Genomic DNA, 19,601 nt, shown 5'->3' with positions numbered 1-19,601 from the left:
CTCTCCTCATAAAAGACGCTAAACTCCCTAAAAACCGGGAGCTCAGCGTCTATTTTTTAGGTTCTATGGAATCTACTGCATATGCGGCATCTTCCTCGCTATAGCCCCCAACCATTAGTTGGTCAATCAACCCGCTCTCTGAAAAAGGCGAGTATTTTAAGAAGTTCTTTGCGCGGGCGACTGCCTGCTGCTGCGAAGGTGGTTCCATTTTTTTCAGTTGCGCTTTCAATTCATTGATTTTTTCATCAGACTCGCTGTTCGCTGCTTCCAACGCTTCCACTTTTAATGCTAATTCTTTAGTGGACGCTTCGAGCTTTTCCTGCTTTTTTTGATTATCGGTTGTAGAACTATATGTCGGGGATTGTAAAAACCCAATGCCTCCACTGACTGCAAACGCAATGACGAAGACCAATAGATACTTCCATTTTATTTTAAAGAATGCCGTTTGTTTCTCCATCTTCGATTCCCTCTTTTTCTTCTTTCTCTCCACTTATTGTAGTATAACCGGGTGGTTACAGGCAGCATTTTTTAGACGCCTCATGCTCTGCTGATGTTCGCTTCATCCATTTAGAAAAATAATTTTTCCAAATATCCTTGCATTTCCTTCCGAACTGGCCTATAGTTATAAACATCAAATCACAACAAACTGAATAATCGATTTCTTATCAAGAGAGACGGAGGGATTTGGCCCTACGATGTCTCAGCAACCGCCCACGGGCAAGGTGCTAATTCCAATAGGCGAGAGCCTAGAAGATGAGAAGAACAGATTTCCTGGCGGGAGCTTTCTTCTTTATTGAAGAGGGCTCTTTTTCATTTGCATGATAGCCCTGTAAAACAAGCTTGACCCAAACTAAAAACAGAAAGCAGGAATTCCACATGACAAACCCAATTACCGAAACACCGAAAACTTTAGTTAATGCTCCGTTCAAAGCAGATCACGTCGGCAGCCTCCTCCGTCCGGACAGCATCCATCAAGCACGAAAAGAATTTAAAGAAGGCATTATCACAGCGGAACAGCTGCGGGAAGTGGAAACGACTGAAATCAAACGCATCGTCGACAAACAAATTGAAGTCGGTTTAAAGGCCGTGACTGATGGCGAATTCCGCCGAACATTCTGGCACACTGATTTCATGGCCCATATCAACGGTTTTGAAGGCTATACGCCGGAAACGGGCTACCGATTCAAAAATGTCGAAACGGAAGCGTATGACGTGCGGAATATCGGCAAAATTTCCTTTAACGACAATCATCCTTTTATCAAAGACTTTACCGAGTTCAAAGAAATTGTCGGTGGCCGTGCAGTTCCGAAACTGACGATTCCAAGTCCGAACCAATTCTTCAATGAAGGCATCCGCGACGAAGCAATTTATCCGGATCTTGAAGACTACGCGACAGACGTAATCCAAGCTTACCGCGATGCTTTTAAAACGTTCTATGATTTAGGCGCCCGTTATATTCAAATTGACGATGTCTATATTGCCGGCTTATCATCTCCGGATATCCCGTTCAACGACGGCCAGTATAGCCGCGAATACTTAATCGACCTTGCACTTCGCGTCGCAAACGGCGTCCTTGAAGGCAAACCGGAAGACCTTACCGTAACGACCCATCTATGCCGAGGCAACTACCAATCCGACTGGGCATTCGAAGGAAGCTATGCGCTGATCGCACCGACCCTATTCGCCAAAGAACAAGTGGACGGCTTCTTTCTGGAATACGATGACGACCGCTCCGGCAGTTTCCAACCGCTTGAACATATTCCTGCTGGCGGGCCAAAAGTGGTGCTTGGTGTCTTTACTTCGAAAAACGGCGAACTCGAAAACAAAGAAATCATTAAAGCACGTGTAGCAGAAGCGGCCAAATATGTTCCGCTTGAGCAGCTATGCATCAGTCCGCAATGTGGATTTGCCTCAACCCACCACGGCAATATCCTCACTGAACAGCAGCAATGGGACAAGCTTCGCTATATCGTCGAAATATCTGAAGAGATTTTCGGAAAATAAATAAAAGAGGCAAGCGCTGAAAAATGGCGCTTGCCTCTTGTTTTGAAAGATATCGAAAATTAAACGTTCACTTCTTCTTCGATTTCGACCATTTTGTACATCGACATCAACTGCCAAAGCGGTCCCGGGATATCGAGCTTGCCTTTGCGCTCTTTTGGAACACTGTGGAAAATCTCGTCTTCTTTTCCTTGTTTCACTTTTTCCGTCCATTCCGGATCAACCAATGCTTGGCGGCCCATCACGACAATATCCGCGCCTTCTTTAAGTGCTGCAACGGCGTCTTCCGGTTTTCTTACGTTTCCGACAACGACAAACGCTGCGCGACCTGCGATTTGCTTAGACAGAATCTCCACGATTGTCCCTTCAATCGCTTCATTATGCGGACGTTTTTTATAATCCATCAATGATACGTGCAAGTAGTGGATGCCGCCTTCGATCAACTTCTCAGTCAGAACTTTTGTTTCTTCGATCGTGTAGCCAACGCCCAAATCGCTGTATTCTTCTGGAGACAACCGGTAGCCGACGATAAATTCTTCATTTGCGAATTCTGCCGCTACGCGCTTCACTTCTGCTAGAACAGCGAGCGGGAATTTCAAACGGTTCTCAAAGCTTCCGCCCCATTCGTCTTCGCGGCGATTGGTCGCTTCCGAGACAAATTGCTGAAGCAAATACGTATTCGCTCCGTGGATTTCCACGCCGTCAAAACCAGCTTCGATTGCACGGCGCGTCGTTTCGCCGAAGTCACCGATAATGTTCGTAATTTCTTCAGCTGTCAATTCACGGGGTGCTGCTTTTTCAGGCGTTCCCCCAACTGAACTTGGTGCTACCGTTTCATTTGCTTCAATCAGTTCCGGCTGCCCTTGGCGTCCACCGTGCTGCATTTGCAGAATGGCTTTATTGCCGTTAGTTTTCATTTCAGCGGCCAATTGCTTCAAACGCGGCATGATCAGGTCTTCCTTGAACGCGATGAATTGCCCCGGGAATGCGATGCCATTCTCTGAAACAGCGATGCAGGCAGTGATGAACAAGCTGCCGATATTCGAGCGGCGGCGGTAGTAAAGCAATTCTTCGTCCGATACCGTACCATCCGGATTTCCTGAGTATGTTGTCATTGGTGCAACGCCTAAACGATCGTTTAACACGACCCCATTCGGCAATTTGATTTCTTCGAATAAAGCATTGAATTCTGGTTTCATCTATTATATTCCCCTTTTCTTTTGGCTCATTTATCCAAATTAGCATAGGCTCATGTGGACTACAAGAATTCTAGCTCGCGGAATAGGAGATTCTGCATGAACAAAAGAAATCCAAAATGGGCGGGCGCCATTTTGGATTTCTTCTACTATTTTCGTGGCTGGTGCTTATTTCGGCAATACGGCTTTTGCAGAAATCAGCTTCGCTTCAAGCAGCTCTTGCCAGAAGGCTGATGGAATAACCGCTTTCAATGCCTTCATGTCTTCTTTGATGCGATCCGGTCTTGTCGAACCTGTCACTACCGCTTTAACAGCAGGATGCGCTGTTGAAAATTGGATCGCGGCATCTTTTAAGTTAACGCCGTGATTTTTAGTGATTTCCGTAAAGCGCTCGACTTTCTTTTTTTGTTCGGGCGTGATTTCTTTGTAATCGAAATAATCTCCGCCAAACAGCGCACCTGAATTGAAGGAGCCGCCGATGATAAGTCCGCCGTCTTTTTCAAGCGCCAGCGGCATCATGCGTTCAAGAGCCCGTTCATGCTGCAGAATGGTGTATTGAGTCGCTGATAAACTCAAATCAGGATGAGCTTCTTCCAGTTCAAGCGCCACTTCAATTGGAGTCGTTGTATTGACGCCAAGCCCCCACGCTTTAATGACCCCTTCATCACGAAGACGGTCCAGTACTTTAAAAGCGCCATGGCGCGCTTCGTCGAATTTCGTAATCCATTCATCCCCTAAAAAGTCCGGGGACAGATCGTGGACGAAAATCATATCAAGGCGGTCCGTTTTCAAGCGCTTCAAGCTGTCTTCAATCGATTTCAACGTGCCGTCTTCCGTATAATCTGTATCGATTTTATTTTTCCGGCCATCTTCAAACAGCCCTTCTTTTTCTTCTTTTTCATCGAGAATAATCCGGCCGACTTTCGAACTTAAGAGAAATTCATCTCGGTTATAGGAAGATAAAACTTCACCTAGCCGCAACTCAGCGAGCCCCGCTCCGTAGAACGGCGCTGTATCAAAATACCGGATTCCTTCATCCCAGGCTGAGCGGATGGTCTCCATCGCTTCATCTTCCGGAACTTCTCTGAACATATTGCCAAGCGGCGCAGTCCCGAGCCCAAGTTTATTCTTTATCGTCACTTCGTTTTTCATGGATAGACACCTCTTTTTGTTAGTGGTTTTAAATGAAATACATTCCTTTATTTACCCGCTGCAAATTCAGCTAAACGAACTCTTTTTTTCTCGGAAGGCGGACAATAAAAAAACAGGCATAAGAAAAATCTTAAGCCTGTTTTATGTGCTTACTGCCTTTAACGCGCATGTCTTAAGAACAGCGCATTTCCATTTTTGATAAATCTCCATATCGCTGCGATCAAGAAAATCACGATGCCCGCAATCAGAAGCCCCTGAATAGCCGTCGAGAGTTCCGGATCGACGCGCCCGCTTCTATACGAACCGTAGATTCCGAAGAACGCCCAGGCCAATGGCAGCGAGTAGGCCGCGTTTTTTGTACCGGGAGATGTAAATCAGGACAAACGCAATCGCAACCATTAAGATGTTCAATGTCCAAACCGAATAGGAAATGCCGAAACCGTTCCATTCCAGCTGTACCAATAGCAAGGAAGTGTTGACGACGGTCGCAATCGTCACCCATGCACAGTAGCATGAAACTAAGCCTCGCAAGCGTAGACGGAGCGTTAAATCGACGCGTGTAGATTTCCCTGATAATGACGAGCAATGAAAAACAGCATGCCGATGATCAACAGCGTCGAGATGCCGAGGCGTTCATAAGAAAACGCCACAATCCAGGCCGTATTAAACGCCGAGCCCAAGATAAACCAAGGGGAAATCATCAGGATCAGTCCACTGAAATTTCTCTGTTTTCGCTTGATGAAGAAATAGGCTAACGTAATAAACAACAAACTATACATGACGCCCCAGTTCGAAAACGTAAAAGGCTCCAGAGAAATGAGCGTCAAATAATACACCAGATTCAATATCGCGAATAGCTGCGTTTTTTCAGCATTTAATCAGTCATAATATCCTTGCCCTATCTAATTTCCTCTTAACATTTCACAATCGTCCGGCCTAAATGCTCTCCATTTTTCAAGGCATCAATGGTTTTGGGCACTTCTTCAAGCGACACTTTATCCACCAAAGTTGTGCCGGCAATATTCCAATCCGTTGCGATTTTTTCCCAAATCGGAGCGCGCTTTTCAATCGGCACGTTTACGGAATCGATGCCGAGCAGATTGATTCCTCTTAAGATAAACGGCAGGACCGTTGTCTTCAGTTCGACGCCGGCAGCCATTCCGCAAGTGCTGATGCTGCCGCCGTAGGAAATTTGCGGAATCAAGACAGACGTCACATCGCCTCCGACTGTATCCAATACAAAATCGAATTTTTGTTTATTCAATGGCTTTTTCAGCTCGCCCAACTCATCCGGGAAAATGACAGTATGGGCACCGAGTGATTTGGCCACCTCTGCCTGATGGTCTTTCCGGACCAATGCCGTAATGTTCCCGTAGCCGATTTTCGCGAGCATCTGTACGGCAATGCTTCCGACGCCGCCAGTTGAACCGGTCACGAGAACTTTCGGATTGTTCGCCGGGTCCATCCCCGCTTTCTCCAGCGCCAATATCGACAGGGCCGCTGTGAATCCAGCCGTCCCGAAAACCATCGCATCCCGTAAGCTTAACTGCTCCGGCAACGGCACCACCCAATCGGCTGGAATCCGCGCATACTCAGCGAATCCACCGGTATGGCTCATCCCCATTTCAAAACCGGTAACGATCACTTCCTGCCCTTCTGTAAAACGGGAATCTTCCGAACGCACCACCGTGCCGCTCAAATCGATTCCCGGAATCATCGGATAGTTCCGGATCACGCCGCCGTTTTTCTGCACCGCCAGCATGTCTTTATAATTGATCGAAGAATACGCCACTTTGATGAAAACTTCGCCTTTCGACAATTGGCCTTCCCTAATTTGCTCCACTCCGTAAGCCAGTTCGCCTTCCTTTTCGTTCACCACAATCGCTTTAAAAGAATCCATTCGTAATCCCTCCTTCCTTCTCTCTTCCCTAATAGGCTTGGCGGCAAAACACGATTGAGAAGATAAAAAGCACACCTGCTTTTTTACAGGTGTGCTTCTCCGTCCCATTCAGTTTTCCAACGCTATTTTAATATGTGCCAAATGATGCTCTTCATGCCAGCACAGCTTTGCAAGTTTGGTCGCGACACTGATCTCACCATTAGTTTCATGAGTGAAAACGCGCTTCAATTGATCTTCTGTCACGTGCTTCCCAAGTGCCACGATCCGTTCGTTCAGCCCCTCGAGCATTCGAATTGAACTTTCCACCGGCAATTCATTGTCGGGAAGCTCCGCCCATTTTTCCTGGTCAAAAGCCGGAACGGCCGGATTGTCGTCCGTCAATGCGAGTCGCAGGCGCTGATACATATTCAGCTGGGAATCCGCAATATGGTGCACGAGTTGGCGGATTGTCCAACTGCCTTCTCTGTACCTTTTGCCCAGCTGCTCATCAGTTAACGAATCTACCGTTTCGCGAAGGCGCGTGGTATAGCTTTCGATTTTTTCGAACCATCCATTCAGATCTTCCGCTTTCACATGTTCAGGAACTTCTAATTTTCCAATCGGAAATTTCACATCCATTTGTCCAACCTCTTTCCCTTATGCGTATTTGAAAATCGTTCGGTTCACGCTCAATATATCAACGGGGCGGGCTTTTGTAAACCGAATGCTTTACTTTAAAATCCCTTTGTCTTTCGCTTCTTTCAGCCACATCGGAAATTCGTTCAGCAGCTGATTGTATAATTCCTCGTCCGACACTTGGCTGATATCGTCCACATGGAAGAAGTTCGCATTGTCGACGACCCGGCCGACCATCGTGTCCAGCCGCCGCAAAACATCGAAATTCGAATCGCCAATGCCGACAAACTGCCAGAAAATCGGCTTGTCCGAGGACTCCACGATGAATTTCTTGATGCCGGATTTGCATCCGCCGTCATTGATGAACACCAGAAACACCGGCTCATCGCTCGGATCCTGCTTCGTATACTTGCGGATCACATCTTCCATCACTTTCGGCTCATCGTTGCGGCCAAATTTATGGACGCCGCTATTCGACAGGATGTTCTTTTCCACGTAGCCCATGAAAGTGGCTTCAGTCGCTGCCGGCAACCGGGAAAATTCGTTGTCGTACACCCAGACATCCAACTCACCGTCGTCATCGAACTGGCTCGCGACTGCGAGCACCCGCTCGACCACTTCCTGCACAACGCTTTCTTTGTACAATCTTCTCATGGACCCGGAAATGTCGAGAACCACACCGACTCTTGCTTTGACTCCGGTCAGCTTTTTCTTTTCAAGCACAATCGTTGCCGATTTTTTCTTTAGATCGATTCCGCTGATTTTCTCTTCTTTCTCCGGCTTTTTGAAAAGGCCTAATTTATCAAATAAACCCAACGCATCCGCCTCCTGTACTGTTCTTGGTTCAAGTATACCGAGTTCCCAAACGAAAGGACAGCTTCTCCTAAAAATGTAAAAAGAAAAAGCACAGCGGAAAATAGTTCCACTGTGCCTGGCAAATCTTTCTACATTTTCACTAACAATTTTGCGATAAGGGCCGCCCGCTTCGGCAGTTCCGAAATGACGATTTGTTCGTTGCGTGCATGGATTCCGACACCTAGCGCACCTAAACCGTCAATTGTCGGAATGCCCATAGCCGCGGTGATATTGCCGTCACTCGCCCCGCCGACCGATGCCTCATCAAGCTCCAAGCCAAGTTCAGCTCCGGCTGCCTTCGCCATTTCAACAAGCCGGGCAGTTTGTTCGGTACGTTCCATCGGCGGGCGTGAAATGTCCCCTTCTACCGCAAGTTCCGTACCTTCTAAAAACGGCTTCAACCCGCGGATCAGCTTCTCAATTCGCTCCTGTTCGCTGGTCGAAGTGGCCCGAACGTCCACACCGATTTCTGCGCTGTCCGGCACGACATTCAGTTTGCCGCCGCCTTTGACCAATCCGATATTGATGGTCGTGCCTTTTTCGTAATCCGTCTGCGACTCCAAATACTCGACCGCACGTGCCGCAGCACGCAGTGCATTGGCGCCTTCGTGATGGTTGTTTCCTGCATGGGCGGATTTTCCGGTAAAGCGGATTGTGTAGCGGGCAGATCCTTTGCGCGCAGTTTTCAGCGCACCGGTTCCGACGACAGGGGGCTCGGTTACAAGAGCTGCGCTGCATCCTTCAGCTGTACGGCGGATGACGTCTCTTGAAGACGGACTGCCGATTTCTTCTTCGCTCGTAAACAAGTAGACGATTTTCTTTTCCATCGGGAGCTCTAATTCTTTAATCGCTTTTAGCGCCCAGATTCCCTGGACAAGCCCGCCTTTCATGTCGAGAATCCCTGGCCCATATGCGATGCCCGCTTCCTCACGGTAGGTCAATTCACCTGGATCCCATACCGTATCAAAATGGGAGAGGATGAGTACTTTCTCTTCCCCTTCGCCGAATTCAAGTTTATAGTGGTCCCCGTATTCTTTTTCCGGAATCACTTCCGCTTGCTTGCCAATATGGCGCTCCAGCAATTCCTGGATGCGCATTCCGCAGCGGTCAGTTGTTTCCTTATCAAGTGAAGGCGAATCGCTTTCCACCAAATAACGGATGTCTTCCAATATTTCTTTTTGGTGTTCTTCCATATACTTCAACACTGAATCCATCGGTAGCCCTTCTTTCTTTTTCGATTTATTGATAGCCGGTAAGGACGGCAATGCCGACCATAGCGATGCCGACAACTGTCCACAGCAGCATAAGCGGCAAGACAAACTTAAACCATTTTGAATATGGAATTTTCCCGACAGCGAGAACCGCCATCAAAATTCCGGAAGTCGGCGCAATGATATTTGTCGTACCGTCACCAAGTTTAAAGGCAAGGACGGCTGTCTGCCGTGTAATATCCAGCATATCTGCAAGCGGCACCATGAACGGCATGACGATCGCAGCTTGGCCCGTGCCCGATGTGATGATCAGATTGAACAGCAAATTGAAGATGAACATGGCGATTGCTGCGAGAAACAGCGGAAGCTCCGCCATCGGGATAAAGGCTGCATTGACGATCGTATCAAGCACTTTGCCGTTCTCGAGGACAATTACGACCGCTCGTGCCAGTCCAATAACGAGCGCTCCGTAGACAATTCCTTGAGCCCCTTTGATGAAGACTTGTACGTATTCGTTCATTCTGAGGCGCCCGACAATCGCTGCCGCAATCGACATCATGATGAAAATTCCGGCCAATTCGTTCGTACTCCATTCAAACTGGAACACCCCGTAAATGAAAAATGCCATAAATAATAATGATGTGAGAAGCACCAATTTGTGGCGGCCGGTAAACGGCCCGAATTCTTCCACTTTTGGTTGATCTGTTCCATCCGTCTCCGAAAACTTGATGATGCTCTTAGACGGATCTTTGCTGATGCGTTTTACATAAAGCAATATGTACGTCATCGTAATAACCAACAAAATAAAGAAGGCTGTCAGCCGCAAGTGCCAGCCAGAAAACAGCGGCAATTCCGCAATCGATTGAGCAAGCCCCGTGATGACCGGATCGAACGTCCCCGTTGCAACGCCGACGTACTGCCCGAGATACACCATCGCGACACCGATGATCGGATCCAGTTTCAGTGCCCTGGCTAAAATAATCCCAATCGGAATAAAAGCAATAATGGCATTTCCGCTAATGCCGACAAAATCCATCACAGCGAAAATCATGATAAACGCAGCAACCAGCACGTATTTCTGGTTTTTCGCGCGGCCAATCAATGCGTTGACGCCCGAATTGATCGCTCCGGTGTGGTCAATCACGCCGACTGCTCCGCCAATGATCAACACCATAAAAATAATCGGCGCCGAATCGACCAAGCCTTGCTGAATCGAAGTGAAAATCGACAGCAGCGTCGTTGGATCGTTCTCGATGCGTTCATAAGTTCCTTCTATTACAATATTGCGGCCATCCACTTCTTCCCGCTGAAATTCTCCAGCAGGTACAATGTAAGTCAAAAGAACCGCCAGCAATAAAATTGCAAAGATGATGACAAATGCATCCGGCATTTCAAAACGCCTTTTCTTCACTTTTTCCATATCTCCTTCTCCTTTTGAAATCAATACTTTCGAGAAGAAAGATTGACTTTCCTCGCCTGTAATCCCATATACCGATTTCTTTTTATTTTCATTATTTTCCAATAATAATTTTAACAATCCATATTTACCATGTCAAACGTATTTACGGATTTTTCTAATAATTCAAGATAAGCATCTGCTCTGCTTTGGCAAGTGCAAAAAAAAAGATTGGACAGAAAACTGTCCAATCTTTTTGTCAGATGGAGTGACTCGAGGAAATGCATTTCTTCTACAATACTTATTCCCAAAAAGGATTCTTCCACTCCATCAACAATGCATACCCTCTAGATTCATCATCTTCCAAATAATTCGGGACGACTGTCACCGGCGTCCTTCCGCAGCGAAGCAAAAACGAAATGACCGGGTCTTTCAATTTCCCTTCGATTACGCTTTTTGCGTATTGTTCGGCCGTAAGTTTATCGGCGTAGCGGCGGTAGCCCGGCATCCTGCCGCCTCCAAGCACGCGCTCCAACCCGTCCTGCACAGTGCGTTCATATAAAGCTTGCATCAACAGATGGCCTAGCTTCAGCGAACGGAATTTTGGGCGAATGCAAATATCGACGACATAAAGCGTCTTGCCGTCCGGCTTATGGTTACGGATAAAACCGTTGTCCGTCGCTTCTTCCCACGTATGTTCAGGGTGCGCCGGATCAAAATCCGTCAGCAGCGCCGTAATCGATCCGGCAAGTTCCCCATCGATTTCCACGCAGATGGCCCCTTCCGGATACAATGCCACGTGATTCGCCAGTTGCTCCTCACTCCACCAGAGCTCCGACGGAAACGGCGGCGGAAAACTTTCCTGCTGGATTGCGATCAATTCGGGAAAATCAGTCCGGCTGTAATTGCGGACCACTGCTGCTACAGGCTTTTCACCTTCAAAAACGTATTGCTTTTTTTCGTACATGGCTCTCCCTCCAGAAACGTTTGTTTTCATTATGAAGGAAATAAAAAATAAGTAAATTAAAGCCATCACTCATCGTTTCGATTCTGAATGATCCGGGTATACAGATAACTAAATAAAATCCAGGAGGAATCAACCGTGAAGAAAAAATGGATTCCCGCGTTGCTGGCATTCGGATTATTGGCCGCATCTCCCATAGCTATTCAACCAGCGGAAGCAACCAGCCACACCACTGCTGTCCAGGAAAACAAGCTGCCAGCCAACTTGGCAAATCTCATGAAAATTGCCCCGGAGCATCAGTTTTCCCTGCGTAAAGGAAGCAAACGGATTGAAGTGAAACTCCTCCAATGGACTTTGAATCATTACGGATTAAAAACAGAGGTTGATGGCATTTTCGGCAAAAAAACTTTAGCGAATGTCCGGAAATACCAAGCGGAAAAAGGCTTGAAAGCCGATGGCATCGTCGGCATGTACACATGGGCCGCACTTTATGCGGAACATGAGAAACCTGCAGAGCCGGACGGTGAACTGCCGGCGAAACTCCGGAACTTGATGGACATTGCGCCGGAGCATCAGTTTATCCTGCGTGAAGGAAGCAAACGCATTGAAGTCCAACTGCTTCAATGGACTCTGAATGAATATGGACTGCCCACTACGGTCGATGGCATCTTCGGGCCAAAGACCAAACAAAACGTTTTAAAGTATCAAGCCGCTAAAGGTTTGAAAGTCGATGGCGTAGTCGGCACCTATACATGGGCAGCGCTATACGCAGAATATCGGTAACATTAAAACAAGCCCGTCCAGCAAAATCGGACGGGCTTGTTCCTGTTTTATTCAGGTTCTACACTAATTGTTGGGGTGTTGAAACAATTCGGCCCAAAAAAAGACACGCAATCTCCAAATTCTTTTATACTTGAAATGTCGAATAACAAGTAAAGAAGAGGAGATGCGTGCACTTGAATTTTACCATGAAATTTCCCGGATTAGAAGATGTGAAAATCATGAAGATGGAACAAGTGGAGGACCGGGTGGCCCTGCATGTGGAGTTGGAAGTGAAGGCACACCGTTGCCCGCGTTGCCAGGAGAAGACCCGGCGTGTCCACGATTACCGGATCCAAAAGATCAAACACCTGAAATGGTTTGAACGCCAGACTTACCTTTTCTATAAGAAGAGACGCTACGTATGCGGGGCGTGCGGCAAGAAATTCGCCGAACAGAATTCATTCATCGGCCGCTATCAACGGTTCTCAAAAGAGTGGAACCAAGCGGTTCATGTGCGCAGCGTCAAGGCGAAAACGTTCAAGGAAGTGGCCGGACAATACGGCGCTTCCGCTTCGACCATCGTTCGGCGTTTCGATCTGGTGGCGCTCCAGGAAGTTACTGAAACCGCAAAATTACCGCGTGTGATCGCCATCGACGAATACAAAGGCGACACCCGCGAAGGAAAGTACCAACTGATTATCGCCGATGGCGAAACGAGAGAACCGATCGATATCCTGCCCAACCGGAAAAAAGAGACGATCAAACAGTATCTCCAACAGCACGGAGCTGCGGTGGAAATCGTCGTCATGGACATGAGCCATTCCTTTAAAGCCGCGGTCAAAAAAGCACTCGGCAAACCGGTGATCATCGCCGATCGCTTCCACTTCTGCCGGTACATTTACTGGGCGCTGGACGCGGTCCGCAGACGCGTGCAGAAAAGTTGGAACGACTATGACCGCAAAAAAGGCAAACGGATGCGCTACGTCTTTTACAAAAACAGTGAGAAGTTAACCGAAAAGGACCGTTGGTACTTGAAGCGGTATCTTGAAATGGATGAGGAGCTCAAACGAGCATACGAACTGAAGGAAGCGTATTGCAGGTGGTTTCAGGCAAGCAAAAAAAGAGATCCCGAGGAAATCCTCAAGACCAAAGAAGCGTTGCTGGAATTTTAGGTTCTCCGTCAAATGTTGGGGTGAGGTGAAATCTTCCTCACTCTAACCAACGTGAACTCCCATATTCTTATACTTGTGTGTCAGTAGTATTTTGGCGCGGGCGCGTTCGAAATTCTGAAAGCCGAACGCGTTCCGCTTAATCACTTTTGTCAGGTTATTGATGCCTTCCAAGAAACCATTGGAATACTTGAACGAGAAGCTGTTCAAGATTTCCGTCTGCCAGTTTCGGAAGGTGCCCATGGCTTTCTGGAACTCGGGAATGCCCGCTTGTTCCACCAGCCGATAAAATTCGGCTGTCCCCATGAATACGGGGGAAAAGAGACTGAAAAGTACACCGCCAGTGCTTCCAAAAACCAGGCCGAGCGGAATCAAGCTGTTAAGCCAGGTTTGAGCTTCTGCTGTTTTTTTGTTGCCGAGTGTCCCCTTTTTTTGCTTCGCTTTGAGGCTTTGAATCATAAAGAGCGCAATGGCCCCGACGATGACAATAGGCAGCAGGATAAACGCAATGTCGATAGCATTTTCCATAAGAAAAACTCCTTTCATTTGCAGACCCATTCAAAATCCAATGTTTTCAATTTTCTGTAAAAATCTATTAATGCCCACTATAGCAATCCCTAAAACGTTTGTAAACAAATCGAAAGCAATTCTTCATTTTTATAGCGGTCTTTCGTGATAAATAAGGACTAAATGCTTATAAAAAAGTGATACATTCCATCACATATAAATGTCAATCTATAGAAAACTTAATAGAAGAATATTCATATTCATCCATGCTATGGTTAAAGTTAGATCGCTGTTCCGTGAGCATTCTGTTCCTATCATCCGGCATCTATTCAGTTTGAATTTCCTATAGAAAGTAGAGAACAACATGAAGTTTCTGGCAAAAGCATTCGTTTTACTGATTTTATTCACCGGCATCAGCATCGGCAGTTATTGGCTCATCTTTAGCCAAGGGTTGATCCTCGGACTGTTCCTTGCTTTGGTGCTGCTCATTTTTTGTTTAGCGGTAGTAGCCCTGAGCCTCTATGGCCTCCACACCGGCCAGCTCGCCAAGCTGCGTTTGGCTAACCGGATGGAAGTTGCCAGCCTGCTGATTTTGACGGTCTACTTCAGTTCAGCGGTTGGCCTGTTTGCACTCGCCAATACCTTGATCGAAGCGAAAGATCTGACGAAAGATTTTACAGCGGCAGAAAAAACACAAACTTTGGCTTTATCCTTTTTTAACAGCGCTTCTTCCCAAAACGTCGTCGGCACAATCGAGAAAAACGGCATTTCATATTCGTATACGACTGCTACAGAAGATGAAATCGATAAAGTCGATGCACTCCTCAGCCAGGAAAAAGAGCGGATTGATGCGTTTTTCGGCAATAAAAGCAAAGGCGAGCTGACGATTGTCTTCCATGATGATTTCGACACATTGTCTGAAGCCTCCGGCATTCAAGACGCGCTGGGCTATTATGATTACTACACGCAGGAAATTCATCTCGTTCCGGACGAGTATTCATGGGACGTGACGCTGCTTCACGAATACACCCATCATCAAAGCCATCTGTACTCCACGGAACAAGGCTTGTCGGAAACACGTCTGCCGGCTTGGTTTGAAGAAGGAACCGCTGAATACTTGGCAGGCGAAAGCAGCGACTGGTATGAAATAGAGGAAGTGGAAGCCATTGATTTTCATCTCATGGACCACAACTTCACGTTCCACGATACGTACACCCGCGATTTCGACCCTTACGTCCAAAGTCTACTCGCGGTCGAATCGCTTGCCCATGCGTATGGCGAAGACCAATTGCAATCGTTCCTCGCAGCGAAAATGCCAAGCGAATTTTATAAAATGCTGGAAGAAACAGCGGAGATGAAGCTCGCTGACTTCCAAAAAACGTTTCTGGATGACCTGATCGCAGAAAGCAAAGCGGAGTCTGAAGCATACGACGCAGCCTATAAAGCGCTGGAAAATAAAAACTATAAAGAAGCACAAAGGCTGATTGATGAGCTGTCTGCAGAAGCTTCTGACGAAGAGCTGGCTCGGCTCGCTTGGATGCAGACAGACCTTTACCTCATGCAGGACCAACTGGATGAAGCGATTGCCTTTATGGAAAAACGGTTGGAAACAAGCGGCCCGCAATACCGGACGGACGATTTGATGACACTTGCCGAATTTTATGTACTCATCGATCCTAAGAAATCGTTGGAATTGATTGAGCAAGCGGATGAAGAAGCCATTGACGCCTCATACGCTTACGAGCTGGAGGCATACTTAGAAGCTTACGGATTGATCAACTCCCCTTCCCTGCAGGAAGGCTATGAAATTCTTTTGGACGAAGAACTGATTTACAATGAGACCATTTTAGAGGAAGTAACGGAGAAAATGGAGAACGAGTTTCCAGCAGCTAGTTGATTTATAAACAAAAACTTCCGCATTTGTGTGTGCGGAAGCTTTTTTAAGTGTTCTGAAAAAAATAGAAATGTAAAAGGTTTTATTCAAGAAACATCCTCTCCGTATTTTGCTTTATATCTTGGGCAAGTCCATAGCGCTGCAGTGCGAATTTAAGAAGTCGATGCGCTCATCCAACTAGTTTCTCGACAACCTGGAAAAAGCTTGTCTCTTTGAAGGCAAGCTTTTTTATAGATTGGCTTTTCTATTAAACATCCGCCTGCTTCAATTTCCCACTGTCAAACCGCTTTCGCGCTGAACCGCGTGCTGCCGTGATCGGAATGTGGTTTAATGCTTTTCCTAATCCGTAGAGCGGCATATTCCCATAAAGGGATTCGTAATTTCCTGCCGGCACTTCATAAGTTTCGTGATAGATGCCGACCGCGTCGTTATTGCCGATTTTTTTGTTGAAGTTTTTCCATGCAGCCAAGTGTTTGTCGTTTTTAGCATACGCCATGAGGTCTTCAGTCGAGCGCCAGTATTGGATCATGACGGTACTTCTTAGGCCGAAATAATTTTCCATTGAGATGAACCCAAGCTCTTCCTTATGGGTATAGAGCTCTTTGATCATCCCGGGCATGGCGTTAAAAACCGGGAGCCATTTATTCACTGCGCGCCGTTTGTTGATCCGCATGCCAATTAGAAAGACGACGATGTTTTCATTGTTTTCGGTCGTGAAACGTCCGGGGAAAACTTCTTTGCCCATTTCTTATTCCTCCTTCGAAATCGCTTCAAGCGTCACGGTGCACCATTCGATTGCCGCTTTTGTCGTTCGCTTTCCGTAATCCAAGGTGAAAAGCCAATACTTCGTGTCCTCTCCTTCCCCATAATTATTTTGCAGCATCTCTTCAATTCCGGTATACGCCGTGTAGCGGGTTTCCAGCTTTGCCTTGTATTCCTCCAACTGATCAGTGGTTGTTTCTTTCGACTGGTGGCTGCCGAAAAACAGCTTCAGCAAAATTTCATTCCGCTCCACCGGAATTTGCTCAATCGGTTCTTCAAGCCAAGTTTTCAGCACTTCTTTTCCTTTAGGCGTCAGCTCGTATTCATTTTTGCCTTGCTTCGAATCTTCGGACGATGCACTGACGGTTACCAGGCCTTCCTCCACAATCAGCTTCAACGTCGGATAAATTTGGCCATAGCTGATTTTCCAAAAATGGTTCAGGCTTCGGTCAATCATTTGCTTGATGGCATAGCCCGACCTGCAATCCGTCGTTAATATCCCAAGAATCGCATACGTCGTATTATTATAATTCTTCAACTCATTCACCCTATCTAAAAGATATATATCTATTAGATATACGATAACTCTTAATTGACAGAATTGAAATACTTTTTTGATAAAAATAAAAAAGAACACACCTTTATCGATGTGTTCTTTCTCCACTTCTTTATTCTTGCTGATCCAATGAAAGCTCCGAGCTCTCATGGCTTCGTATTTTATTCTCTGGAAACACCTGCTTCCAAAGAAGCCAAAGCGCTGCCAATAAAATAACCAGGTATACATAAATTCCCCACGTAGTTGCCGTGGCGATAAAGTGGGCCAGTACAAAACCGAAAGTCATCAGTGTGAGAACGAGCATTTTTCCCGTCCCGGCTTCCTGGGCAAATTCAAACGATGCAGAAAACGGAAATTCGTCTTCCGTCACCACTTTATGCGTAATCAAAGTTTGCAAGAGGCCGCCAAGCATGACGGCTGCAAGATCCGAGAAAATTCGCGCCGAAAAAATCCAGACAAAAAGAATAGAAACTACCAGAAAAACCGGCAAATACAACTTCACAAAAAAGGCTTTTATTGCCCCGCTATAAGCACGAGAGGTTTTTACAATCGGTGCTGCTCTGAATAGCCAGCCCCCTTTATAGCCTTCCGAAAACCGAAGCATGTTGACAAGGCTCGGGATCATGAAGTTGCAGAAATAGACGAATAAGAACATACTTCCGCCTGAAATTTCTTCCAAACCGCCTTCTCTCGGATAGGTGAAGATGAAAAGAAACGGAAAGAACAGCGACATGCCAAGCGCCGGAAAAACTTTCAATTTAAACTCCCGTTCCTTCTTCATCATCGATGCAGCAAACCGGAAAAAGATCCGTTCTTCTTTCGAACGGCATAAGAGCTTGGCTCCGATTTCATCCACCCAATTCTTTTTCTTTTTCCGTTTTTTCGTATCGCTCAACAATTTCTCCAAATTGCGTTCAAACGAAGGCATCAACTTGGCATAGAGCCAGATGGCGACCACCGGCACTAGTAAGGCAAGTACCGTAAAAACAATCAAATAATTTGCGGAATTGCCATTTAAAAACACTTCAAAAGGGGCACCGTACCAAATGGGCGGAATGAGCAAATGCCACCAGCTAAACGAATACGCCAAATTCAAATCCACAAAATCAAATGCCCGGATCAATACTTGATAGCCGACCACTACGCCGACTGACAACAAAATCTGCACATAATTGATGATGTCTTTGAGCTTGTCTCCATCGAAGAACCGCAAAATTACCAAATACAATAACGAAGTAAGGACGACGACCAACAATACGGTCAATATTAATTCAACCAGGAAGATCACCGCGAAGAAAAAGCCATGATTAACCAATCCGACAACGAACGGAATGGCCGTAAAAGCTCCAGTCACAAATGCTATGTAGATCATGATATGGACGATCTTCGCCGCAGCAATCGTCCTTCTCGTAACCGGCTTTGTCTGGATGATGTTTTTATCCCGGACATCTAATAGCACAGCCGAAAAATCGGAAATCATCGATGTCATCAAAATGAAGAGAATCATGCCAAAAGCGAGGCTCATCTGAAAGATGTAATTTTCACCGATCAACAAAAATGGAATGAGGATCAATCCGTATAAGCCGTACACCCAAAGCGACTTCAGGAATTGATTGCCTTCTTTTTTCTTGCCGGTATCGTTGAAAATCGTCGGTACGCGCCGTTCGTCCATCGTCAATTTGATTTGCAGGATTTTCTCCATCACCGCGTAATCCACACCGAGCCGCGTGAAAATCCCCCTAAATACCGAAAGGACCTTCAAGGATTGGAATTCACGCATCGGTTTGGCCACCCTGCACAATCGATACAAAGTCGCGGGCTTTGCTGCGGTGCTCCGTAAAGCCCGTCAATTGATTGAAGATCCCGGAAAGCGAACCTTCCTCGCTCATTTCCTTCAGCTCTTCAAACGTCGCATCCGCCACCACTTCCCCTTTGACCAAAAGGACAATGCGGTTGCTGATCTTCTCCACCAAGTCCATAATATGCGAGGAATAAAAGATCGTTTTCCCTTGAGCTGCGAGCTGCGCCAAGATTTCCTGAATGACCATCATGCTGTTGGCATCCAGTCCGCTGAGCGGTTCATCCCAAAACAGCAAATCCGGGTCATGCAGGAGGCTCGCCGTAATCAGCACTTTTTGCTTCATGCCTTTTGAAAAAGAAGAAAGCCTCGAATGGCGGGCATCCTGCAATTCGAATTGCTCGAGCAGCCGCTCTGCCTTCATCTCTGCGACGTCCCGTTCCATGCCGTACAGCTCTCCAGTAAAGATCAAATACTCCATCGCTGTCAGGTTGTCGTAAGCTTCCGCATTTTCCGGCACGTAGCCGATCTTCCTTTTATACGACGGATCGCCGGTTGAAATATTGTGCCCGAAAATCACCACATCTCCCCCGTAATCATCAATCAGCCCAAGCATGATTTTGACGGTGGAACTCTTTCCAGCCCCGTTTGGTCCGATGTATCCAATGATCTCGCCTTTCTTCACTTCAAGATTGATGCCATTCAATACATTCTTGCTGCCATAGCTCATCGTTAAATTCTTGATCGATAATACATTGTCGTTTCCTGCCTCCATTTAAACACCCCATAAATTAATTGTGTGTTTATTCTAACATTTAATTGGGTTAAATTGGGAGTTAGTTTTAAATTCGAAGAAAATAGCC

The 19,601-nt window shown here is 46.6% G+C and carries 18 protein-coding genes, 2 pseudogenes and 1 riboswitch; of the genes and pseudogenes, 4 read left to right on the top strand and 16 right to left on the bottom strand.

Features of this window, described 5'->3' with window-relative positions:
* Positions 1-49: 49 nt before the first annotated feature.
* The gene (locus AC2EXB_RS04045) at positions 50-457 is read right to left on the bottom strand and encodes an Ltp family lipoprotein (RefSeq protein ID WP_483603832.1); all 408 of its coding nucleotides are present in this window, start codon (positions 455-457) and stop codon (positions 50-52) included.
* A gap of 202 nt (positions 458-659) precedes the next feature.
* Positions 660-760, top strand: a riboswitch (SAM riboswitch).
* A 116-nt stretch (positions 761-876) separates the two neighbouring features.
* Between AC2EXB_RS04045 and AC2EXB_RS04040 the strand changes: the two genes are divergently transcribed.
* Positions 877-2,004 carry a 5-methyltetrahydropteroyltriglutamate--homocysteine S-methyltransferase gene (locus AC2EXB_RS04040; protein WP_483603831.1) on the top strand — a complete coding sequence of 376 codons (1,128 nt, stop codon included), beginning with the start codon at positions 877-879 and terminating at the stop codon, positions 2,002-2,004.
* Between the two features lie 59 nt (positions 2,005-2,063).
* Here AC2EXB_RS04040 and AC2EXB_RS04035 read toward each other — a convergent pair whose 3' ends face one another.
* The 10 genes from AC2EXB_RS04035 to AC2EXB_RS03990 form a co-directional block, all read right to left on the bottom strand.
* Positions 2,064-3,200 (bottom strand): NADH-dependent flavin oxidoreductase, encoded by a 1,137-nt coding sequence (locus AC2EXB_RS04035; protein WP_483603830.1) that lies wholly within the window; start codon positions 3,198-3,200, stop codon positions 2,064-2,066.
* 165 nt (positions 3,201-3,365) lie between these two features.
* Complete coding sequence (locus AC2EXB_RS04030) at positions 3,366-4,349, bottom strand: aldo/keto reductase (RefSeq protein WP_483603829.1); 984 nt, start codon at positions 4,347-4,349, stop codon at positions 3,366-3,368.
* A gap of 294 nt (positions 4,350-4,643) precedes the next feature.
* Complete coding sequence (locus AC2EXB_RS04025; protein WP_483603828.1) at positions 4,644-4,847, bottom strand: hypothetical protein; 204 nt, start codon at positions 4,845-4,847, stop codon at positions 4,644-4,646.
* Between the two features lie 47 nt (positions 4,848-4,894).
* Entirely contained in the window at positions 4,895-5,176 is a 282-nt protein-coding gene (locus tag AC2EXB_RS04020; RefSeq protein WP_483603827.1) for a hypothetical protein, read from the bottom strand.
* A gap of 86 nt (positions 5,177-5,262) precedes the next feature.
* Positions 5,263-6,249, bottom strand: a complete 987-nt coding sequence (locus AC2EXB_RS04015; protein ID WP_483603826.1) for a YhdH/YhfP family quinone oxidoreductase — start codon at positions 6,247-6,249, stop codon at positions 5,263-5,265.
* 108 nt (positions 6,250-6,357) lie between these two features.
* Positions 6,358-6,867, bottom strand: a complete 510-nt coding sequence (locus AC2EXB_RS04010; RefSeq protein ID WP_483603825.1) for a YfiT family bacillithiol transferase — start codon at positions 6,865-6,867, stop codon at positions 6,358-6,360.
* A gap of 90 nt (positions 6,868-6,957) precedes the next feature.
* On the bottom strand, positions 6,958-7,626 hold the full coding sequence (locus tag AC2EXB_RS04005) for a vWA domain-containing protein (protein WP_483604713.1): 669 nt from the start codon (positions 7,624-7,626) through the stop codon (positions 6,958-6,960).
* A 182-nt stretch (positions 7,627-7,808) separates the two neighbouring features.
* A complete protein-coding gene (locus AC2EXB_RS04000) occupies positions 7,809-8,933 on the bottom strand; it encodes a M20 family metallopeptidase (RefSeq protein ID WP_483603824.1) in 1,125 nt (374 codons plus the stop codon).
* A 25-nt stretch (positions 8,934-8,958) separates the two neighbouring features.
* On the bottom strand, positions 8,959-10,350 hold the full coding sequence (locus AC2EXB_RS03995; protein WP_052652767.1) for a YfcC family protein: 1,392 nt from the start codon (positions 10,348-10,350) through the stop codon (positions 8,959-8,961).
* A gap of 277 nt (positions 10,351-10,627) precedes the next feature.
* Positions 10,628-11,293, bottom strand: a complete 666-nt coding sequence (locus AC2EXB_RS03990) for a GNAT family N-acetyltransferase (protein ID WP_483603823.1) — start codon at positions 11,291-11,293, stop codon at positions 10,628-10,630.
* A gap of 135 nt (positions 11,294-11,428) precedes the next feature.
* On the opposite strand from AC2EXB_RS03990, the gene AC2EXB_RS03985 reads away from it, so the two are divergent.
* Entirely contained in the window at positions 11,429-12,073 is a 645-nt protein-coding gene (locus AC2EXB_RS03985; protein WP_483603821.1) for a peptidoglycan-binding domain-containing protein, read from the top strand.
* Positions 12,074-12,246: 173 nt separating this feature from the next.
* Positions 12,247-13,212: pseudogene (locus tag AC2EXB_RS03980) on the top strand (ISL3 family transposase); the annotation flags it as partial.
* Between the two features lie 54 nt (positions 13,213-13,266).
* Here the strand turns inward: AC2EXB_RS03980 and AC2EXB_RS03975 are convergent.
* A pseudogene (locus AC2EXB_RS03975) lies at positions 13,267-13,512 on the bottom strand (ISL3 family transposase); the annotation flags it as partial.
* 580 nt (positions 13,513-14,092) lie between these two features.
* Between AC2EXB_RS03975 and AC2EXB_RS03970 the strand changes: the two are divergent.
* On the top strand, positions 14,093-15,625 hold the full coding sequence (locus tag AC2EXB_RS03970) for a tetratricopeptide repeat protein (RefSeq protein WP_483603819.1): 1,533 nt from the start codon (positions 14,093-14,095) through the stop codon (positions 15,623-15,625).
* Positions 15,626-15,869: 244 nt separating this feature from the next.
* Here AC2EXB_RS03970 and AC2EXB_RS03965 read toward each other — a convergent pair whose 3' ends face one another.
* The 4 genes from AC2EXB_RS03965 to AC2EXB_RS03950 form a co-directional block, all read right to left on the bottom strand.
* Complete coding sequence (locus tag AC2EXB_RS03965) at positions 15,870-16,367, bottom strand: DUF4188 domain-containing protein (RefSeq protein WP_483603817.1); 498 nt, start codon at positions 16,365-16,367, stop codon at positions 15,870-15,872.
* A gap of 3 nt (positions 16,368-16,370) precedes the next feature.
* Positions 16,371-16,922 (bottom strand): PadR family transcriptional regulator, encoded by a 552-nt coding sequence (locus AC2EXB_RS03960; RefSeq protein ID WP_483603815.1) that lies wholly within the window; start codon positions 16,920-16,922, stop codon positions 16,371-16,373.
* 130 nt (positions 16,923-17,052) lie between these two features.
* The gene (locus AC2EXB_RS03955) at positions 17,053-18,720 is read right to left on the bottom strand and encodes a hypothetical protein (protein WP_483603813.1); all 1,668 of its coding nucleotides are present in this window, start codon (positions 18,718-18,720) and stop codon (positions 17,053-17,055) included.
* Positions 18,713-19,513, bottom strand: coding sequence for an ABC transporter ATP-binding protein (locus tag AC2EXB_RS03950; protein ID WP_483603811.1), 801 nt, complete (start codon positions 19,511-19,513; stop codon positions 18,713-18,715). The genes AC2EXB_RS03955 and AC2EXB_RS03950 overlap by 8 nt, the downstream gene beginning before the upstream one ends.
* Between the last annotated feature and the right edge of the window lie 88 nt (positions 19,514-19,601).

It is taken from the genome of Planococcus alkaliphilus (assembly GCF_057031095.1).
Note: the sequence above shows the minus strand (reverse complement) of the source record. Positions and strands in the feature narration are given on the sequence as shown.

What these genes read in the sequence shown, in the direction of transcription:
- AC2EXB_RS03970 (WP_483603819.1), top strand. Translation starts at nt 14,093, where the DNA reads ATGAAGTTTCTGGCAAAAGCATTCGTTTTACTGATTTTATTCACCGGC.
- AC2EXB_RS03990 (WP_483603823.1), bottom strand. Translation starts at nt 11,293, where the DNA reads ATGTACGAAAAAAAGCAATACGTTTTTGAAGGTGAAAAGCCTGTAGCA.
- AC2EXB_RS03950 (WP_483603811.1), bottom strand. Translation starts at nt 19,513, where the DNA reads ATGGAGGCAGGAAACGACAATGTATTATCGATCAAGAATTTAACGATG.
- AC2EXB_RS04000 (WP_483603824.1), bottom strand. Translation starts at nt 8,933, where the DNA reads ATGGATTCAGTGTTGAAGTATATGGAAGAACACCAAAAAGAAATATTG.
- AC2EXB_RS03955 (WP_483603813.1), bottom strand. Translation starts at nt 18,720, where the DNA reads ATGCGTGAATTCCAATCCTTGAAGGTCCTTTCGGTATTTAGGGGGATT.
- AC2EXB_RS03995 (WP_052652767.1), bottom strand. Translation starts at nt 10,350, where the DNA reads ATGGAAAAAGTGAAGAAAAGGCGTTTTGAAATGCCGGATGCATTTGTC.
- AC2EXB_RS04045 (WP_483603832.1), bottom strand. Translation starts at nt 457, where the DNA reads ATGGAGAAACAAACGGCATTCTTTAAAATAAAATGGAAGTATCTATTG.
- AC2EXB_RS04010 (WP_483603825.1), bottom strand. Translation starts at nt 6,867, where the DNA reads ATGGATGTGAAATTTCCGATTGGAAAATTAGAAGTTCCTGAACATGTG.
- AC2EXB_RS04030 (WP_483603829.1), bottom strand. Translation starts at nt 4,349, where the DNA reads ATGAAAAACGAAGTGACGATAAAGAATAAACTTGGGCTCGGGACTGCG.
- AC2EXB_RS03965 (WP_483603817.1), bottom strand. Translation starts at nt 16,367, where the DNA reads ATGGGCAAAGAAGTTTTCCCCGGACGTTTCACGACCGAAAACAATGAA.
- AC2EXB_RS04040 (WP_483603831.1), top strand. Translation starts at nt 877, where the DNA reads ATGACAAACCCAATTACCGAAACACCGAAAACTTTAGTTAATGCTCCG.
- AC2EXB_RS04015 (WP_483603826.1), bottom strand. Translation starts at nt 6,249, where the DNA reads ATGGATTCTTTTAAAGCGATTGTGGTGAACGAAAAGGAAGGCGAACTG.
- AC2EXB_RS04035 (WP_483603830.1), bottom strand. Translation starts at nt 3,200, where the DNA reads ATGAAACCAGAATTCAATGCTTTATTCGAAGAAATCAAATTGCCGAAT.